Raw genomic sequence first — 19,479 nt, 5'->3', positions numbered from 1 at the left:
GTATTCGTAACTTATATGAGCAAGGGTAAGGCTGATGAAATATCGCTAAAAGATTTTATAAACAAAATACTTTCGATAAGCAGATATCTTAAAACTAAATGGTTAGTGATATTGATGGGGGGGATTTTAGGTGGGGTTTTAGGTCTGGCTTACGCTTTAATTAGTAAACCATTGTACACAGCATCAAGCACTTTTGTGTTAGATGAAAGCAATAAAGGGGCAGGGTTGAGCCAGTACGCCAGCTTAGCATCAATGGCCGGTATTGATTTAGGCGGAAGTAGCAGTGGGGGAATATTTCAAAGTGATAATATTTTAGAATTATACAAATCGCGCTTAATGATCGAAAAAGCTTTACTAAGCGTAGCCAATTTTGATGGGAAAAGACAACAGTTAATAGAAAGATATATCGATTTTAATCATTTACGAAAAAAATGGCTTGAAGACGACCGTATTGGGAATATTTCATTTAATGGTAATTCTGATAATTTTACCCGCGTTCAGGATAGCATTATTACAAGTATTGTTAAACTGTTTAATAAACGGTTGCTAACGGTATCCAAACCGGATAAAAAGATAAGTATCATCAGAGTAGATGTGATGAATAAGGATGAACTGTTTGCACGGGAGTTTAATATAAAACTTGTTGATAACGTAAACTCATTTTACTCACAAACAAAAACTAAGAAGAGTTATCAGAGCGTTCGTGTGTTACAGTATCAAGCAGATAGTGTAAAAGATGTTTTAAACAGATCAATTAACGGGGTAGCTTCTGCTATTGATGCAGCACCCAACGCCAATCCCACACTTCAAATATTAAGAGTTCCATCACAAAGGAGGCAAGTAGATGTACAAGCAAGTACGGCTATTTATGGCGAGATTGTGAAAAATTTAGAGCTATCAAAGATGTCGCTCCGGCAAGAAACTCCATTGATTCAACTAATTGATTCGCCTGTTTTGCCATTAACAGTTGATAAAGTAACTAAAGTAAAAGGGAGCGCAATAGGAATAATTGTCGGTTTTTTTCTCACTATTCTAACACTTTTCATTAGAAAAGTGATTACCAAAATAATGAGAAACGATTGATCTTATAAAATATAGCAAACCTAACATAGTTTATATAAGGTAATATTTGTAATGAATTATTAGCCCGATACCGTTAGCAAATAATCAATACGAAAAACTCAAGAATGAGAGATCATAGTATTATTGGGATTAATCCGAAATGAGATCAATTGTGATTACAATATTTAAAGTAGTTAAAACTTACATAATTTAAGGTGATTATAACCATAAAAAAGTTACTGAACAAGGTTGGTATTGATGGTGCTGTTGCTCTAACTATTTTAACTCGTGTTATACAAGCAGGCGGTGGAATAATTTCAATTATCTTTGTATCGAGATACTTATCTCCCTCCGAAATAGGCTATTATTATACTTTTTCGAGTATTCTAGCCATTCAGATATTTTTTGAATTGGGATTAAGCGGTATTATTACGCAATATACTGCTTATGAATCAGCTCATTTAAAATGGATCGATAATTTTGAGCTTATCGGTGAGATTCACTATCAATCCAGATTATCATCACTACTTATATTCTGCGTTAAATGGTTTGCAATAATTGCAGCTATTTTATTCTTTGCGTTATTATACGGGGGCTTTACCTTTTTCTCCCATTATGGTAAAGGGCTAAACATAGAGTGGAAAGGTGCGTGGATCACACTTTGCCTTACAACCTCCCTTAATTTATTTATTGATCCCCTGCTTGCCTTTTTTGATGGATTAGGCCATGTAAAGGATATGGCAAAAATAAGACTAGTACAAAAAACAGTCTACATAATATTAATGTTTATATTTTTTGCCTGTGGTTTAAAACTTTATTCGGCTGCATTAGCATCATTAATAGCTATTTGTGTAAACTACGCACAAATTATATTTACAAATCGGATTAAGTATTTGAAGGTAATATGGGCAGCTAAGTCAGAATGGGTGATAAGTTATTTTAAAGAAATATTCCCTTTTCAATGGCGGATTGCGTTGAGTTGGATAAGTGGATATTTTATTTTTCAACTATTTAACCCGATTTTATTTGCCACAGAGGGGGCCGTTGTGGCTGGGCAAATGGGGATGAGTATAGCCGCTCTTACCGGTATATTATCAATATCCATGAGTTGGATTAATACTAAAGTCCCTTTCTTATCGAACCTGATCTCGAAGCGTGATTATACTCTTTTAGATGTGAGTTTTAACAGAATAGCGTTTCAGGCTACAGGAATTAACCTGCTTATTACTATATGCTTTGTGCTTGTGATACAGGTGTTTAAACTTTTTCATGTAAGCCTGGCAGAGCGTTTTTTAGCTTTTATACCACTAATATGCATGTGCTTAGCCAATGTAATTAATCAGCTTATATATGCTTTTGCAACTTATTTACGATGCCATAAAAAAGAGCCTATGCTAATACAATCAATAACAATGGGTTTGTTGGTATGTTTATCTACCGTTGTTTTGGGACGGAGATTCGGATTAATAGGAATTACGACGAGTTATGTTTTCTTAACTTGTATGGTTGCCCTACCTTGGACAATTTATTTATTTATTACCAGAAAGAAAGCGTGGCACCATGAGTGATTTTTTGCTAACAATAGCTATTCCTACTTATAATCGGGAGGTTTATTTAAGAAGATTACTTGAGAGTCTTTTTAATCAGAAAAGTGATTTTAAAAATCAGGTTGAAATCATAATATCAGATAACGCATCTACAGATAATACCCAAGCTGTTATTGGGGATTTTATGAATAACAAGTTAGAGATTAGTTTGATAACAAATCCTGAGAACATAGGAAGTGATAGGAATATTGCCCAATGTTACACAAAAGCTAAAGGAAAGTATGTTGTTGCTTTTGGTGACGATGACGTACTTTATCCCAATTCTGTAGCAATTATTTTAGATATAATTAATAAGGTTAAGGATTTTGGTGTTTTATATCTTAACTGGGAGCTTATTAAAAAGGATAGGTTAATCCTTGAATCTGACATATTATTGTTTGATGATTATCTTCAATTTTATAATAAAGTTAGTCACAATTCAACATTTATATCCGGAAATGTTGTTAATTCAAAATATGTTAACAATATCAATTTTGATCGATATTTTGGCACAAACCTAGTACAATTGCCTTTTATATTAACAGCTTCGTTAAGCGAAACATATAATATTTTTCATATACAGCCATTGGTTGGTGTACAACCCGATAATAGCGGAGGCTTCAGCGTATGTAAAGTTTTTGGTGAAAATCTTAACCAAATTCTTAATGAATTTGACGTGAGTTTAAAAACTAATCGTGTATTTAATTTAATTAAGGTAAGGCTATTAATTGAATCTTTTCCAAATTGGATATACAGAATAAAAAATACTAAGCATTTTTTTTCTGACGATAATAATCTACATGAAACGTTATCATCAGTATATTCTAAATTCCCTCAATATTGGTTTTTTGTTTATCCTTTAATTGTTTTAAATAAAACTATACTTAAAGTATTATGGCCGTTTTATAGGATCTATGCCAAAATACTAGGCTATTTATTAAATAAAAAAGAAAAGAATCAACCAGCTAAAATAATCAAAATAAGATGATGAATAAGGTTTTAATTATATTTGGAACTCGTCCGGAGGCAATAAAAATGGCTCCATTGGTAAAAGCGTTTCAATATTCTGATAAATTTATTACAAAAGTTTGTGTTACAGCTCAACATAGACATATGCTTGATCAGGTATTACAATTTTTTGAAATAACACCTGATTTTGATTTGAACTTGATGAAACCTAATCAGAATCTTTATACCATATCATCCGAGATATTATTGGGCCTCAAGCCTGTGTTAGATGATTTTAAGCCTGATTATGTTTATGTGCATGGTGATACCACGACATCAACATTTGCTGCCGTTGCAGCTTTTTATAGCGGCGCCAAAGTATGTCACATTGAAGCTGGTTTAAGAACTTATGAAAAGTTGTCTCCCTTTCCGGAAGAAATTAATAGGCAATTGACATCAAGAATTGCGGATTGGCACTTAGCACCAACACCAAAAGCAAAGCAAAACCTTATAAACGAAGGAATAAAAGATGACACTATTATAATTACCGGAAATACTGTAATAGATGCTCTGTTTTATGCTGTTCAAAAACTGGAAAATTATGAAGACAGCGAAATTAATTATTTAAACACAATTCTTGACAGCTCTAAAAAGCTTGTTTTGGTTACAGGACACAGGCGGGAAAATTTTGGCAATGGTTTTCTTAATATTTGCAAAGCTTTAAAAAAGATAGCCTTACACGAAGATGTGCAGATCGTATACCCCGTTCATTTGAATCCGAATGTCTTAGAGCCGGTGCATTCTTTATTGAATGGTGTAGATAACATTAATTTAATTGAACCGCTTTCGTACCCTGCATTTGTTTACCTAATGAAAAAAAGCTATTTGATATTAACTGATAGCGGCGGCGTACAGGAAGAAGCCCCAAGTTTGGGGAAACCAGTATTAGTAATGCGAGATACTACAGAGCGTCCGGAAGCTTTGGCTGCTGGCTGTGTTATTTTAGTTGGCACAGATCCGGATGTTATCGTATTCGAAACAGAAAGGCTTTTGAATGATGAAACGCATTATCAGAACATGTCTGAAGCGGTTAACCCTTATGGAGATGGTAACTCATCCAATAGAGTCCTTGAAAGTTTAATCCAGGTCGTATGAAAGCTCAAATTTTGGTTATTTCCTCTTATTATAATGAAGAAAATATAAAAGATGGAATGATACAGCGTGTAAAATCTGTTGATGATAATTTATCAAATTTTGATAGGATTTATTTAAATATAAAAATTCATAAGTTTTTTAAAAAGAAAGTAACTCATCAGCGTGACAACGTAAAGAGTTATGATATAAATGTTATTTTTCACTTTTTTTTCATTTTAAAATGTATTTCTAAAGCTGACGTTATATATTTTCATTCCATATATAATGTTATCAGGATATTTCCATGGTTTTTGTTGTTTAGAAAGAAGACTATTTTGGATGTACATGGCGTTGTTCCTGAAGAGTTAGTAAGTGTGGGTAGGAATTTTAGGGCAGGCTTATATTCGTTAGTGGAAAAAGTTGCTTTCAGAAAAATGTCATTAATGATATTTGTAACTGAAAGCATGGCTGATTATTATAAAAAGAAATATCCAGGATGGCATGGCGCCTACAAGATATTCTATATCGTACCAGCTAATTTGGTTGTAGATAATAATACAGCAATTGAAAATAATGGAAAAATAAATGTTATATATAGCGGCAATACTCAAAAATGGCAAAATATTGAATTGATGCTCAATGTTATTAAAAATAATTTATCAGAAAACATTAATTATTTGATATTAACAGGCGAGCCGGAAGTGTTTAATGAACAAATTAAGAATTTAAATATTAACGCTGATAAAATTTCAGTAAAAAGCGTACACCCTAATGAGCTTGCGCAATATTACAACAAAGCGCATTATGGTTTTATACTCAGGGATGATGTTGTAGTAAACAGGGTGGCAAACCCTACCAAGCTTATTGAATATTTATGTTATGGAGTAACGCCAATTGTAAAGTCGGCTGAGATCGGTGATTTTATGAAACTGAAATATGAGTATCTGAATTATGAAGATTTTTCAGACAAACTGCTTCCGGTTAAAAGTGAAATCAATCTTAATATAGCTAAATTCATTATTGAAAATTACGATCCTCAAAAAATATTCGACGAAATATTTGAGATGCTATTATGACAGGATATCTTCTTTTCTTTGTCCCTTTGGCTATATTGGCCTTTTTTGAGTCTGCAAAATTCAAAGAAGAATATGTTAATTATGTATTAAAGTTATTGTGGATACCAACCATTGTTGTAACTTTTATTTTTATAGGTTTTCGTTATAAAGTTGGGCTTGACTGGTTTCAGTATAATGAATTTATGGATCATACAGAAAGCCTTGGACAGGTATTATCCGGTCCTGATAATTCCCCGATATTTTCTGATGCACCATTTGAGATAGGATATAAATGGCTTTGCCTTATTATTAAAACTATAGGTATAGGCTTCCCTGGTTTTGTAGCAATTATATCTGCTTATAATCTTTTTTGTTTAACAAAATTTATTAAGCGGTATATTCCTGATTATCGGTACATGTTCATGTTGATTCTATATTCAATTAACATTTTCAGGGAGTTTGATATTTTAAGGCAAAGCTTAGCATTTTACACTTTACTGTTTGCTATACCGCAAATAAATAAATCATTTTTCAAATACCTTTTAATTTGTCTGGCAGCCTCGCTTTTCCATAACAGCGCACTAATATTTATACCCATATATGGTATATTTAAACTGCGTTTTTCAAGAAGATTGGTTCTCCTTACATCGTTTTTGTATATTTTAAATTTTATAGTCCCATTTAAAATTTTAAGCACAATAAGCCGGATCTTGTTACTGATACCTACCTCATCAAGTTTTTTTATTGAGAAATTTCTATCATATATAGAATTGTTTCCTACTAATGTACATTTTAATTTCCTGGCACTTACTAATATCTTCATGTTGTTTTCCATGTGGTTATTCTATGATGAGATGGTTAAGGAGGATAAGAAGTATAACAACTTATTTATGATGTTCATTGCATATATCTTTGTGGTTATATTTTTTTCGCAGGTAGAGGAGATTAATGGTAGATTTGCTTATTACTTTACCGTCGAATCAGCTTTTATATTAGCCATAATGTCGCAATGCTATAGTAAATTTAACCGTATATTTTATAACACATGTCTGTTAGGAATTGCATGCATCAAATTTGTCTCACCACTTCAGTATGAAGCTTCTTATTTAACATATTTTCCATATAATAATTATTTATTAATTGATGATGCTGAAGATCGTCGGATTATGAATAATTTTTATAAAGCTCAGGATAAAACAAAGGAGTTTTATGATAACCAGGCTGTAGGGAAATAAAGATATAATTGTAGGAATAAATAAACTTATAAAAAGAGAACTTAACGTGTTAGGTTCTTAAGGATATCGTCAATTTATGTATAAAGTATTTATAATTCTTGTTAACTATAAAAATTATTCAGATACAATTGAATGTTTGGAAAGCATTTTTAAGAATAAATATAAAGACTTTCAGCTTATAATTGTAGATAACTCGCCAACGGATGAATCAAATAACAGCATTTTAAAGTGGGTTTCGAACTATAATACTGAACGAATATCAGGTACTAACTTAAAATACATTGAAACTGATGAAATAGCATGTGCTACAGCATCGAATATATATGAAGAACAACTAGTATTAGTAAAAGCAGTTAATCGTGGCTTTTCTGCAGCAAACAACGTCGCGCTCAAATATATATTCAAAAATGGGATAGATTCATCGTATATCTGGATTTTGAATAATGACACCGTAATTGATAGTAATAGTATTGTTGAGCTATTGAATTTTTATACCAGGCCAGGTACAGAGGATTACGTTATAAGTAGTAAAATGCGTTTTTATCACGATCAATCTAAATTACAGGCAATTATTGGAGATTATAATAAATGGATAGGTAGAGGCTCACATATTGGTGAAAATGAGGAAGATCACGGACAATATGATCAATACGTTGTTAAGGAAACAAACTATCTGGTTGGAGCCTCCGTATTTATTCCTCTAAAAATAGCCGTTAATGTTGGTTTAATGGATGAGAGCTATTTTTTGTATTTTGAAGATCTTGATTGGTCATTAAAAATAAAACAGCGGGGATACAAGCTTGGCATACAGACAAGTGCTATAATATATCATAAAGAAGGAGCCTCAACTGCAGTTAAATCCAATAAAAAGAACAACAGAGATATAAGTGGCTATTATACATTGATCAATAGAGTTCGTTTTACTAAAAAATGGTATCCTGTTTGTATGTTTTCTGTTATGATAGGGGTTACTTACGGATTAATTAAAAGGCTGTTAAAAGGGAAATTTTCCATATTTATAAAAGCTATTACTGTAGTACCTAAAATTTTATTAGGGTACCAGGTTTAATAATATTTGATATAATACCGAAGTAATTTATATATGACTAGAATATTGATTGTTAAGATTGGTGCAATAGGTGATGTAATCATGACTTTACCGATATTAACAGAGATTAAACGGCAACATCCCGATTCGCATATCACCTGGGTTTGTGGCGAAATTGTTAAGCCTATTTTATCATCGATACCTTCTATAAACGAAGTAATATCCATTAATGAAAGCAAACTGTTTTCAGGCAGTAAATTAAAAGCTATTAAAGAACTTGCTGTTATACAAAATAAGTTGGCTTTTAAAAAATATGATTTTTTGATAAACTATCATCCTGATAGACGGTATAAGTTGATAAGTGCATTGGTGCGATCAACCAATAAATTGTTTTTAACTCGTAATGATGATAGGCCTGCATTAATTCCCGGACGATCAAGGCCTTTTGAACATGTGAGGTTGTTTTTGCAATCTGATAACAGTTTTAATGGCTACATTCAATTTCCGGAAGACAGAATCGATAAGTTAAAACTGCCGGATGTCATCGCAAATGAACTAAAGGCAGATCAGCGCAGGGTGATAATTGCACCAGGAGGCGCCAAAAATGCTTTATATGAACAAGAGCTTCGTAGATGGCCCGTTGAAAACTATGTTAAGCTAACCGAAATCTTATTGAAAAATAATTATCAGGTAATACTATCCGGAGGGCCATCAGATACTTGGGTAGTTGAACATTTTAAGCATTTAGACATTGTTAATTTAGTTGGAAAATTATTGCTCGTTGAGGTAATTGCTTTAATGAGAAATGCTGAGTTTGTTGTAACACATGATAGTGGCCCGTATCATTTGGCTGTTTTTGCAAATAGCCCTCACGTGATAGCCTTATTTGGCCCTACTAACCCACATGAATTTAGTTATGGGAAAAATTTTAATAAGGTAAAAATGGTGTGGAGCGGGAGTGGATTGTTATGCAGTCCATGTTATTATGGCAAGTACTTTAGCACGCAATGCCAGTCCAATATTTGCATGCAGTTAATAGATCCTACATCAGTTATTGAAATTATATCTAACATTGCAGTTAACTAATAGGTTCATCTTAATTATTAAATAGTTAATAAAAAAATCCTTTATGTATTCTTTTCCAGATTCGTCAAATAATAAAATTGCAGTTATAGGAGATGTTATGCTCGATCATTATTTGTTTGGTAATTGTGATCGGATATCACCTGAAGCGCCGGTTCAGGTGGTGGATATCAAAAATGAAACTTATACACTTGGTGGATCAGGTAATGTACTCAAAAACTTAATCGCCTTAGGGTGTCCTGCTTATTTTATTGCTGTATGTGGTAATGATGATGGAGCTCAAATCGTTCAAAAAGAAGTAGAGAATGCAAACCCATCCTTTTATCAGTTAATTAATGATAATCATCGTCAAACAACTATAAAAACCAGGGTATTGGCAAATAAGCACCAACTTATACGGCTGGACAGAGAAAACAAGAATGATATTGATGTAGCTACATCTAACAAAATGATCAGTGTGCTAAAAGAGATTTTGCCTGATATTAGCGTGCTTATTTTTTCGGATTATTGTAAAGGGGTTTTAAGTGAGCATCTTGTTAAAGAGACCATTGATTTATGCAAATTGCATAACGTTACAACAATTGTTGATACAAAGGACAAGAGTTTGCAAAAATACAACAATATCGATATCCTTAAACCCAATAAAAAAGAGGCCTCTATTGCGTCGGGGATAGAGATCACAGATGACAAAACGTTAAAAGAGGCCTGCGAAATAATTGTTGAAAAGACCAATTGCCAAACAGTAGTGGTTACACTTTCTGAAGAGGGAATGGCCATTTATCATAATAACAATTTAGAAAAAATTCCAACAAAAGCATTGGAGGTTTTTGATGTTACAGGAGCCGGAGATACTGTAATCGCATCATTGGCGTTTGCATTAGCAAACAAAATGACAATTAGCGATGCCTGTGAGTTTTCCAATCATGCGGCAGCAGTAGTGGTTGCCAAAATAGGGAGTGCTACAGCCACCTTAGAAGAAATAAACAGCTTTAGATAATTTTATTAAATAAATAATGTCAATTCAAAAAAACGATGCAATTATAATCACAGGTGCAGCAGGCTTTATAGGTAGCTGCATGGCAAGACATTTAAACTATTCAGGATTCAATAATTTAATTATTGTTGATGACTTTTCTGTGCCTGGTAAAGAATATAATTGGCAATCAATTCACTATACCCATTGCATTGAAAGAGACAAACTCTTTGATTGGTTAAAGGAAACTCAAATAAAGATTTCATTTTTTATTCACCTGGGCGCACGTACTGATACTACAGAGTTTGATTATACCATCCATCAGGAATTAAATTTGGAGTACTCAAAAGACGTGTGGAATTATTGCGTAAAAGCCCAAGTACCGCTTATTTATGCTTCTTCTGCAGCAACTTATGGTTCGGGAGAGCTGGGTTATGATGATAGGAATGATATTGTTGAAGATCTTAAGCCATTAAATCCATATGGCATAAGTAAAAATGAATTTGATAAATGGGCATTAAAGCAAGAGCAGTCGCCAGTTTTTTGGGCTGGGTTAAAATTTTTTAATGTTTATGGGCCAGGCGAGTATCATAAAGGCCGCATGGCAAGTGTTATTTTTCATTCCTATAATCAAATTAAGGACCAGGGAAGTGTTAAGTTGTTTCGCAGTCATAAAAAAGAATTTAAGGATGGTCAGCAATTACGGGATTTTATATATGTGAAAGATATCCTGTTTGTAATTATGTGGATGATGGAGAATAAATTAAGTGCTGGTTTGTATAACCTGGGTACAGGTAAAGCTCAAAGCTTTTTGGATTTAGTTAATTCAATTTATACAGCCTTAAATAAAACTCCCGATATAAACTTTATTGATATGCCAGAAGACATTCGCGATAAATACCAATATTTTACAGAGGCTAATATGAATAAGTTACTGGGAGAAGGATATAAAAACAAGTTCTTTTCTCTTGAAGAAGGTGTCAAAGATTATGTTTTAAATTATTTGGTCGACAGGAAAACGCTGTAATTATTGATAGATAAATGGTGACCTCAGTTACACAAGAAATAGGACTCACCAGATTATATTTATATTAAGTATTGAAAGTTGTTTAAATAACAAATTACTCACTATTATAAAGAACTTAGAAAATGTTCTCACAAGAATGTGCATTTATCAGGATGAACATATATACATACTTGAAAGAATGAAACTGTTAGATATTTCAGGATACAATATGCAGATTGTTTTATCAGGTACTTGTATCTTAAAAAAAACAGTGTACACAAATACTCAACTAAAAATCAATACCACCATATGAAAATATTAATTGTGGATGAACTTTGCTATCCTCAATTAGGCGGCCAGCAAGTAAGATTTAAAGAATTAGCAGAAGAATGGGTTAAATCGGGCAATGAAGTTGAAATTGCTGCAATTGATCATATCGGGAACTCACCAGTTCAGGAATATATTAATGGAGTAAAATACAGCCGTATAATAAGTAATGCAAATTATTACAAAAACGGGCGATTCGGGCGTGATGTAGGTACCATTGTTAAGTTTTCTTTTAAACTCCATCGTCATTTTAAAGGTGATTGGGATGCGATAATTTTTAACCAGTTTCCTATGCTTCCTTCTTTATTTTATAAATGGTTCTATAAAAAAAGAAGTAAAACCATAGTTGACTTTGTTGAGCATCGTAATTCAAAATTATGGCGTTTTATCAATAGTCAGATATTAAACGCAACAGATGCTGTTGTTTGTATTAGCAAACATGTTAAATCGTGCGTTAAGCAATACCGTGAAAACAACCTGCATGTTATACCTAGTCTGGTAGATACTTCTTTGGCGCAATCCTTAAAAAAAGAAAATTATATATTTTTAGGGCGGTTGGAAGAACATAAACACCCAGAACATGCTATTGAAGCCGTGTTAAATTACAATCAGCAGTTTGGTGCAAAGAGAAGCTTGCACATTATGGGTTCAGGTAATTTATACAATAATCTTAACCAACAGTACGGATCAAATGATTATGTGGTTTTTCATGGCCTTGTAAATGGAGAGGAAAAAGATAAAGTGTTTCAGCAAGCCCGGCTTTTGTTATTGCCTTCCGAAAGAGAAGGTTTGCCCAAGGTGGTAATTGAGGCCATGGCATACGGTATTCCTACGCTCACAACTAACTATGCAGGCAACGGCACGCAATATTTTGTAAAGGAGGAAGAAATTGGTGAAGTGGCCGAACCTAATATTGACGCCCTTGCCAAAAAAATTAATCAAATTGAGTCAGATTATAAAACTTACTCTGATAAATGTATGCAAATTAAAGGTGAATTTGATTTGCACCTAAATAGTATAAAATACCTTAATATATTACAATGAATAAAACGGACCAGATTTTAGTTACCGGTGGCAATGGATTTATAGGATCACATATAGTTGACTTTTTAATTAATGAGGGGTACACCAGTATAATTTCACTTGATAATCTTTCAGGGTCAAATTATGGCAATAACTTAAACGTTAACCCATCATGCAAATATGTTTATGGGGATTTGGGTAATCTTGCATTTTTGGATAAATTTTTCTCAGATCATCAGATCAGTTATATTTTTCACATAGGCGCCAACGGAAACGTACCGTACAGTAATGATTTTCCGACAGTTGATTTTAATAGTAATGCTGCGGGTACATTTAATGTGTTTAATCTGGCACTTAAATATAATATAAAGAAAGTTGTTTTTGCCAGCACTGCGGCTGTTTACGGTGTGCCCGAAAGCATTCCTGTAGTAGAAAATACTCAATTGAACCCAATTTCTAATTATGGGCTTACGAAATTATATGGTGAAAAGCTGGCAGTTGCCTATTATCGAACATATGGGTTAAATTGTAATGTAATCAGAATTTTTAATACCTATGGTCCGCGGCAACCCCGTTACGTTTTATATGATTTTATAAAAAAGCTAAACAACAATAAAACCAAATTAGATGTATTGGGTGATGGTGAACAAATACGTGATTATGCCTATGTTTCTGATACTGTAAAAGCGTTTTATGATGTAATGCTTTCTGAAAAAAACGGCGAGGTTTATAACATATCAGGAGGAAATCCAATCAGCATTAAGCAACTGATAGAAATAATTTCCGAAACGCTAAACATTAATCCTGTTATTACCTATACAGGTAAGAGTTGGCCAGGAGATATAAAAATACTCAATGGTGACATATCAAAAATAAAAGCAGAAATAGGATTTGAACCAAAGGTGTCTATTAAAGAAGGAATTGAAAGATCAATTAAATGGTTTAAAGAAAATAACTATATTAATGTATCTTAACTATAAGTTAATATTTCGATAATTAATGCCTTGGTTTCCATCTAAGCGTTTCATATTGTATTTGAACGCAGGTTTATTGTAAACCTGCGTTTTTTATTGTATTTAAGCTAATAATCAGATTGTTTATAAGCAACTTAACTTGTAGTCGTTCATTTTTAGTATGGAGAGGGAAGGTAGTTCTGATGTGTGTATTATGTTAACTATTAGCTGATTGGGAAGAAGTTCCAAACATTGCGTTAACAAAAAGATGAATATGAGTTAATAATTTGAGTGTATTTTTACAACAAGAAAAAAACGATAAAAAATAAATTTTACTGTATCACTTCTTAATTTATAATCGTATTGGTATTAAAATACAAACTTTATCGTTATGTAAATAATATAACATATAAAGTGCTATATTTGCAAAACTAAATCTATGTCAATACGATACTCGAAATTTCTTCAGCCCGTTACTTTTATAAGTGATTTAATAGTATTAAATATTGCTTTGCAATGCGCGCACTCATTGGTGTTTAAATACTACTCATCCGAGATACAATCTGTAAATTTTGTACTGCTGGTTAATTTAGTATGGGTATCTGTTTCAACCATTACCAAAAATTATACTATTTCCAGACCATTGGTCTTAAAAGATAATCTTAACCGGTTTTTATCATCCTTGCTTTACCATTTGCTTGTAGTGCTTGGTGTTATTTATTTTTTCAGGCTGTACGAAGTTAGCCGCTGGGAGATGTTCTTTACTTATTCCCTGTTCTTCTTTTTTATCATTATACAGCGATCGGTTATATTCTTTATTCTTGATTATATACGAAAAAAGGGATACAACAGAAGGCATGTGTTGGTTATAGGAGATCAGGATATTGCGAATAGACTGATCAGGTCATTCTCGAAACATCCGGAATACGGTTATTACTTTACCGATTTTATTTCGGAGGATATGATCAAGGATTTCCCAGAACAAACTTTGATGGAGAAACTGGTTAGCAGAAGGCCTGATGAGATATTTGTATGCTATAAATACCTGCATCCATTATTACTGCAGAAATTGGTTGATTTTGGTGAACAGAATGCGGTTAAAATAAAATTGGTATCGGATCTGATACTGAATAACAACTATGCCAGCATAGTTAATTATGAAAATCTTCCCGTTATTCAGCTGTCTGCAAATCCTGAATTGAGCTTTAAAGTAATATTTTTTAAGCGGAGTTTCGATATTGTATTTTCATTAAGCGTAATGATTGTTGGCTTGCCTGTATTTCTTTTGTTGATGTTAATTACAAAACTAACATCAAAAGGCCCTGCATTTTATAAACAAGAAAGGATAGGCAAGAATCATAAGCCATTTACCATATACAAGTTCAGAAGCATGTATATAAATGCCGAGAAAGCGGGCCCTCAATTATCAAGTGACAGGGATCCACGTATAACCGGATGGGGAAGGATATTAAGAAAATCAAGACTGGATGAATTACCACAGTTCTGGAATGTACTTAAAGGCGAAATGTCTGTAGTAGGACCAAGACCCGAAAGACAGCATTTTATTGAGCAGCTTATTGAAAAATCGCCCAGCTATAAAAAATTGTTACGCATTAAACCCGGACTTACTTCCATAGGGCAGGTATCTTACGGTTATGCAGAAAATCTTGACCAAATGCACAGCCGTATCCGGTATGATCTTATCTATCTCAACAATATCAACTTTAACAGTGATATGGGGATAATCTTAAAAACCATCAGGGTTATGGTACAGCTAAAAGGCAAATAGACTTCGATAGGCTAACCTTTGTTTTTGTGTTTGCCTGTTGTTTTAAAGTAAAAAGACTGAGATACTTAATAAAGCATCCCTAAGCTATGGTATGATCAGATGATTTCTCGTAAACTTGCATGCTTTGCCGTGTAACGAATACAGCAATTGATTGTCATAGTGTATATATGGAGCGCTACCAACCGGAAACAGCAACAGATAGCCAGTTATTGGAATTGATCCGCAAGGATGACAGGGTAGCCTTTACCGAATTATATAACCGTTATTGGGATAAGCTATTCACGGTAGCTATGCACAGGTTAAATGATGAGCATGAAGCCGAAGAAGTTGTACAGGAGGTTTTTTTAAGTGTTTGGCAAAGGCGTTCGACTATAGAACTTACGCATAGTTTAAATACCTATTTATCGGTTGCCGTTAAGTACCGTATCATCAATCATCTGGATAAACAGTTTCGTAAAAAGCAGCATATAGATCACCTGACCATTCATGCGCCGCGTGAACTGGATAGTACCAGCCAATGGTTATCTGAAAAAGAACTCCGTACGCAGCTTGAACAAAGTATCAGCCGTCTGCCCGAAAAGTGCCGGATAGTTTTTTTGCTGAGTCGTGAACAGAATAAAACAAACGCCGAAATTGCTGCCGAACTCAATATTGCCGAAAAAACGGTAGAAGCCCATATGACCAAGGCCCTAAGCACGCTCAGGCAAACACTAAATATCACCATCCCGCTGCTGCTTTACCTACTCGAAAAATAATTTATATTTTCTTTTTTTATCACACATAAGTTGGCTTACAGTGAGTTTTAAATACTAAAAGGCAGCGTATACAATCTTTTTTATAAAAAGATTGTATACGCTGCCTTTATCTCCTTTAGCTCACGCCTCTTGCTTAAATCGTTTAACGGCTTCCTGAATGCCTTCTGCTGTTTCGGGAACTGAAAAGTTTAACCCACGTACAATTCTTGCCTGAATACTTTCCACAAATGGCTTGTAAGATTCATAGTATTTTGAAAATGCCGATTGGTAATCTCCGTCTGACACGTGAAGTTCCTGCGCTAAAATGCTTGCGCCCTGCATGGCCAAACTTGTGCCCATTCCTGTAGGAAAACTTGTTGTATGTGCCGCGTCGCCAACCAGGGCAACAGGTCCTTTTGACCAGGTTGGCATGTGAATCTGGCAAACTTCATCAAAATATAAGTTATCTGAATGAAGCATCGTATCTAGAATTTCAGGTATCTTCCAGGAGTTATTTTTAAAATTGTCTTTCAAAATTTGTTTGTGTTGCTCAGTATTCCTGTAATCCCAATCTAGTTTGGGCGACCTGAAAACAAGCAAAGCATTCACTGTATTCTTAAACGGATAAAGCGCGGCCATTTTACCCGGTTCCTGGTACATTACTCCTGAATTTGGCTTATTAGGTTTTATATTTGGTGCTTCAACAAAGGCAAAGTAAGCACCAAAGAATCTGGAATAATTTTCTTCATCGCCGAAAACAAGCTTTCTTACAACAGAGTGCGTACCGTCTGCACCAAAAACAAAATCAAAGTTCCTGCTCTCACCGTCTTTGAAAGTTACTTCAACTTTGTCTTCATGCTGGGTCAGTTTTTCAATCCTGTTTTCAAAAAGAAATTCAACTTCATTTGCTGGGATGTTTTCAAAAAGTATATCTACCAAATCATCCCGGTGAATTTCAATATCACCCAGATACTCGGCTTGAGCATTTATTGCAAAATTAACCAGTGTTTCGTTTTGGGCGTTTACAATTTCATCAGTGTGTATAAATTCCTTCGCTTTAATTTTTTCCAATATGCCCATTTGTTCCGCCACTTTTAAAGCTTCGCCTCTTACGTCAATAGGCGAACCTCCTTTTCTTAGTCCTTTTGTAATTTCAATTATGGTTACCTGGTAGCCGTACCTGTTTAACCAATATGCTAACGTTAATCCGGCAATGCTTGCTCCTGATATCAAAGCTTGTTTTTTCATCGTTTTTAAATTTTATTATCTCTTAAGCAAAATTGTATGTATTTTTAGGATTAAAATATCTATTTAAATAATAAAAATAGTCTTAAAAATTATGAAAGCGACAGAAGATGCACAAAGCCTCCTTCAGTTTATAAATAAAATCGGCTATGATATTGGGGAAAAAACAGCGCAGAATCTGGATATAAAATATCATAAGAGCTTCGATTTTTTACCTGAGCTAGCTATGTTCATTGCTTCATATGTAGTAAAGAGAACTTTCACACGCCAAACAACTGCCCCCAGGTTTATTAAAGACAGTATTTGCTTTTTTTTCGTCAATATGTTTGATCACGGCGAACAGGCAAGCGGGAAAGTAAGACCTAAGATGCAGAACGAAATGTCATATGTGCATGTGTTTCCATTTACACACTCGCACCAAAGTCTTTTCAAAAAAAATGCGCATATAAAAATTGCTGCTGTGGTTATCAGTGCCGATTATCTGAAAAGTTTTTTAGGCGATGATATTTCGGATTTTCAATTTCTGTTTGACAGCGACAATAATTTTTTGATTGAAGAAATTATGACCGACGACATTTTGCGCACTGTGAATGATATCGTTAAAAAGGAAGAGCCGGGCACACTCAAAAGCTATCATTACAAATTGAAAGTAATGGAGCTGCTGTTTTACTTTTTTCAAAGTTTGGGAAAACGTGAAAAATCTGTTCATCAAAAACTAAACGAAAGAGATATAAAAGCCATTTACAAAGTGCGCGATAAAATTATCTCGTCATTGAACAAGCCAAGCACCATTGTGGAGTTAAAACAGATTGCAGGCATGAACGAATTAAAAATGCGCAAACTTTTTACGCAAGTTTTCGGAATGGGAATTTATGACTACTACCAGCACCTGCGCATGAAAGAAGCTGCAAGACTTTTACGTGATGAAAAACTATCAGTATCGGAAGTAGGCTATCAGATGGGCTTTGAAAACTTAAGCCATTTTACAAGAGTATTTGAAAAACACATCGGCAAAAAGCCCAAAAAGTACAGTAGCGAACTGGCATAAAGAATGTTCGACTGCTAACCCGGTGTATAAGTCATAACGGGTTGATGAGTAAAATTACAGACATTTACCACAATTTATATTTTTTTCATTTACTACTAAGGGTAAAGCACCCTATATCTGACTATATGTATAAACATACCAATTAAACCATGGATAGTAATAGCTTTAACCCTGACGAGCTGGCCCATAAATGGCTGACAGACAAACTTACACCCGACGAAAAGCTGCGGTTTGAGCAGTGGTATGCCGATTTTAATGATGAAGAACTATTGATCTCCAATAGCCAATACACCTCCGCCGAACAGATCAGAGAAAATATATTAAGCCAGATTAACTTCAAAATAGATGAAAATCAGACACCTAAAGTAAAAGTATATAAGCTGTGGCGGAATTTAGCCGCTGCGGCAGCTGTTGTTTTAGCAATAGGGGTTGCGGTACTTTACAGGGCACCGATACTTAACCTGGTTGATCCGGTAAAACAGCTGACATTGACCACCAATCCGGGAGAATACAGGCAGATATACCTGCCCGATGGTACCCACATTTGGCTTAGCCCGGCAACCAGCATCAGTTATCCTGAAAAATTCAGGGATAAATTGCGTAATGTAAGTATTAAAGGCGAGGCCTATTTTGAAGTTAAACACGATACCGATCATCCTTTTGTGATACAATCGGGAGCTGTAAAAACGGTTGTATTAGGTACTAGTTTTGATATTCAGGCTTATGCGTACGCTAAATCTATCGATGTTACGGTGGTCAGCGGTAAAGTAGGTGTATCTGCAAACACAAGTACCCGTACAGCCATGTTAACGGCCAACCAAAGAACAGTATATCAAAAAGCAACCGCTACCCTGGTAAAAGAAAACTATCCAAATGCAGCAAAATTTCTTGACAGGCGTAAAGGAATTTTTGATTTCAACGGGGCATCATTGGCCGAGGTTATCCATGATCTCGAAATACAATATGGCATCCGCATAACATTAACGCCCGGCTTAACATCAAAGGCCTTTTATGGTCGCTTAGAAACTACTTATCCCATTAGCTATACGCTTGATAAGCTCAGCACGGTTATGGAACTGCGTTGGGAAAAACAAAACGGAACATACCTGCTTCACCCTTAATATAAATATGATTTATTTACCCCTATCACTTTACAAACCTGCAACTATGACATTTTAAATTTTGCCCCTACACACCTATGAAAAAAAAGCCCGGCTCAGGGAAACAGAA

At 34.2% G+C, this 19,479-nt stretch carries 17 protein-coding genes; 16 read left to right on the top strand and 1 reads right to left on the bottom strand.

The features are described from left to right. Positions 1 to 15 precede the first annotated feature (15 nt). The 14 genes from G7092_RS11695 (at position 16) to G7092_RS11630 (ending at position 15,977) form a co-directional block, all read left to right on the top strand. Positions 16 to 1,083, top strand: a complete 1,068-nt coding sequence (locus tag G7092_RS11695) for a lipopolysaccharide biosynthesis protein (protein WP_166089419.1) — start codon at positions 16 to 18, stop codon at positions 1,081 to 1,083. A gap of 194 nt (positions 1,084 to 1,277) precedes the next feature. Beyond that, a complete protein-coding gene (locus G7092_RS11690) occupies positions 1,278 to 2,630 on the top strand; it encodes a lipopolysaccharide biosynthesis protein (RefSeq protein WP_166089417.1) in 1,353 nt (450 codons plus the stop codon). Continuing rightward, on the top strand, positions 2,623 to 3,636 hold the full coding sequence (locus G7092_RS11685; RefSeq protein WP_166089415.1) for a glycosyltransferase family 2 protein: 1,014 nt from the start codon (positions 2,623 to 2,625) through the stop codon (positions 3,634 to 3,636). Before G7092_RS11690 ends, G7092_RS11685 begins: the two co-directional genes overlap by 8 nt. After that, the gene (gene wecB, locus G7092_RS11680; RefSeq protein WP_317169992.1) at positions 3,633 to 4,751 is read left to right on the top strand and encodes a non-hydrolyzing UDP-N-acetylglucosamine 2-epimerase; all 1,119 of its coding nucleotides are present in this window, start codon (positions 3,633 to 3,635) and stop codon (positions 4,749 to 4,751) included. Before G7092_RS11685 ends, wecB begins: the two co-directional genes overlap by 4 nt. Next, positions 4,748 to 5,806 carry a glycosyltransferase family protein gene (locus G7092_RS11675; RefSeq protein ID WP_166089413.1) on the top strand — a complete coding sequence of 353 codons (1,059 nt, stop codon included), beginning with the start codon at positions 4,748 to 4,750 and terminating at the stop codon, positions 5,804 to 5,806. Before wecB ends, G7092_RS11675 begins: the two co-directional genes overlap by 4 nt. After that, on the top strand, positions 5,803 to 7,020 hold the full coding sequence (locus G7092_RS11670) for an EpsG family protein (RefSeq protein ID WP_166089411.1): 1,218 nt from the start codon (positions 5,803 to 5,805) through the stop codon (positions 7,018 to 7,020). Before G7092_RS11675 ends, G7092_RS11670 begins: the two co-directional genes overlap by 4 nt. 76 nt (positions 7,021 to 7,096) lie before the next feature. Beyond that, a complete protein-coding gene (locus G7092_RS11665; protein WP_166089409.1) occupies positions 7,097 to 8,089 on the top strand; it encodes a glycosyltransferase family 2 protein in 993 nt (330 codons plus the stop codon). Between the two features lie 33 nt (positions 8,090 to 8,122). Then, positions 8,123 to 9,154 carry a glycosyltransferase family 9 protein gene (locus tag G7092_RS11660; RefSeq protein ID WP_166089407.1) on the top strand — a complete coding sequence of 344 codons (1,032 nt, stop codon included), beginning with the start codon at positions 8,123 to 8,125 and terminating at the stop codon, positions 9,152 to 9,154. A gap of 43 nt (positions 9,155 to 9,197) precedes the next feature. Then, positions 9,198 to 10,148 carry a D-glycero-beta-D-manno-heptose-7-phosphate kinase gene (gene rfaE1 / locus G7092_RS11655; protein WP_166089404.1) on the top strand — a complete coding sequence of 317 codons (951 nt, stop codon included), beginning with the start codon at positions 9,198 to 9,200 and terminating at the stop codon, positions 10,146 to 10,148. 16 nt (positions 10,149 to 10,164) lie between these two features. Then, on the top strand, positions 10,165 to 11,151 hold the full coding sequence (gene rfaD, locus G7092_RS11650; RefSeq protein ID WP_166089402.1) for an ADP-glyceromanno-heptose 6-epimerase: 987 nt from the start codon (positions 10,165 to 10,167) through the stop codon (positions 11,149 to 11,151). A 288-nt stretch (positions 11,152 to 11,439) separates the two neighbouring features. Then, complete coding sequence (locus G7092_RS11645) at positions 11,440 to 12,501, top strand: glycosyltransferase family 4 protein (RefSeq protein ID WP_166089400.1); 1,062 nt, start codon at positions 11,440 to 11,442, stop codon at positions 12,499 to 12,501. Next, positions 12,498 to 13,454 (top strand): GDP-mannose 4,6-dehydratase, encoded by a 957-nt coding sequence (locus tag G7092_RS11640; RefSeq protein WP_166089398.1) that lies wholly within the window; start codon positions 12,498 to 12,500, stop codon positions 13,452 to 13,454. Before G7092_RS11645 ends, G7092_RS11640 begins: the two co-directional genes overlap by 4 nt. Before the next feature lie 418 nt (positions 13,455 to 13,872). Beyond that, positions 13,873 to 15,222, top strand: coding sequence for a sugar transferase (locus G7092_RS11635; RefSeq protein ID WP_166089396.1), 1,350 nt, complete (start codon positions 13,873 to 13,875; stop codon positions 15,220 to 15,222). 167 nt (positions 15,223 to 15,389) lie between these two features. Then, the gene (locus G7092_RS11630) at positions 15,390 to 15,977 is read left to right on the top strand and encodes an RNA polymerase sigma-70 factor (protein WP_166089394.1); all 588 of its coding nucleotides are present in this window, start codon (positions 15,390 to 15,392) and stop codon (positions 15,975 to 15,977) included. Positions 15,978 to 16,097: 120 nt separating this feature from the next. Here the strand turns inward: G7092_RS11630 and G7092_RS11625 are convergent, their stop codons facing one another. Further along, positions 16,098 to 17,204, bottom strand: coding sequence for an FAD-dependent monooxygenase (locus G7092_RS11625; RefSeq protein ID WP_166089391.1), 1,107 nt, complete (start codon positions 17,202 to 17,204; stop codon positions 16,098 to 16,100). Between the two features lie 91 nt (positions 17,205 to 17,295). Here G7092_RS11625 and G7092_RS11620 point away from each other — a divergent pair, with 91 nt between their 5' ends. Further along, positions 17,296 to 18,249 (top strand): helix-turn-helix transcriptional regulator, encoded by a 954-nt coding sequence (locus G7092_RS11620; RefSeq protein ID WP_166089389.1) that lies wholly within the window; start codon positions 17,296 to 17,298, stop codon positions 18,247 to 18,249. A gap of 149 nt (positions 18,250 to 18,398) precedes the next feature. Further along, positions 18,399 to 19,370, top strand: a complete 972-nt coding sequence (locus G7092_RS11615; RefSeq protein ID WP_166089387.1) for a FecR family protein — start codon at positions 18,399 to 18,401, stop codon at positions 19,368 to 19,370. Positions 19,371 to 19,479 lie beyond the last annotated feature (109 nt).

This window comes from Mucilaginibacter inviolabilis (genome assembly GCF_011089895.1).
Taxonomy (GTDB): Bacteria; Bacteroidota; Bacteroidia; order Sphingobacteriales; family Sphingobacteriaceae; genus Mucilaginibacter; species Mucilaginibacter inviolabilis.
The sequence above is the reverse complement of the archived record's forward strand: the minus strand, read 5'-3'. Positions and strand labels throughout refer to the sequence as shown.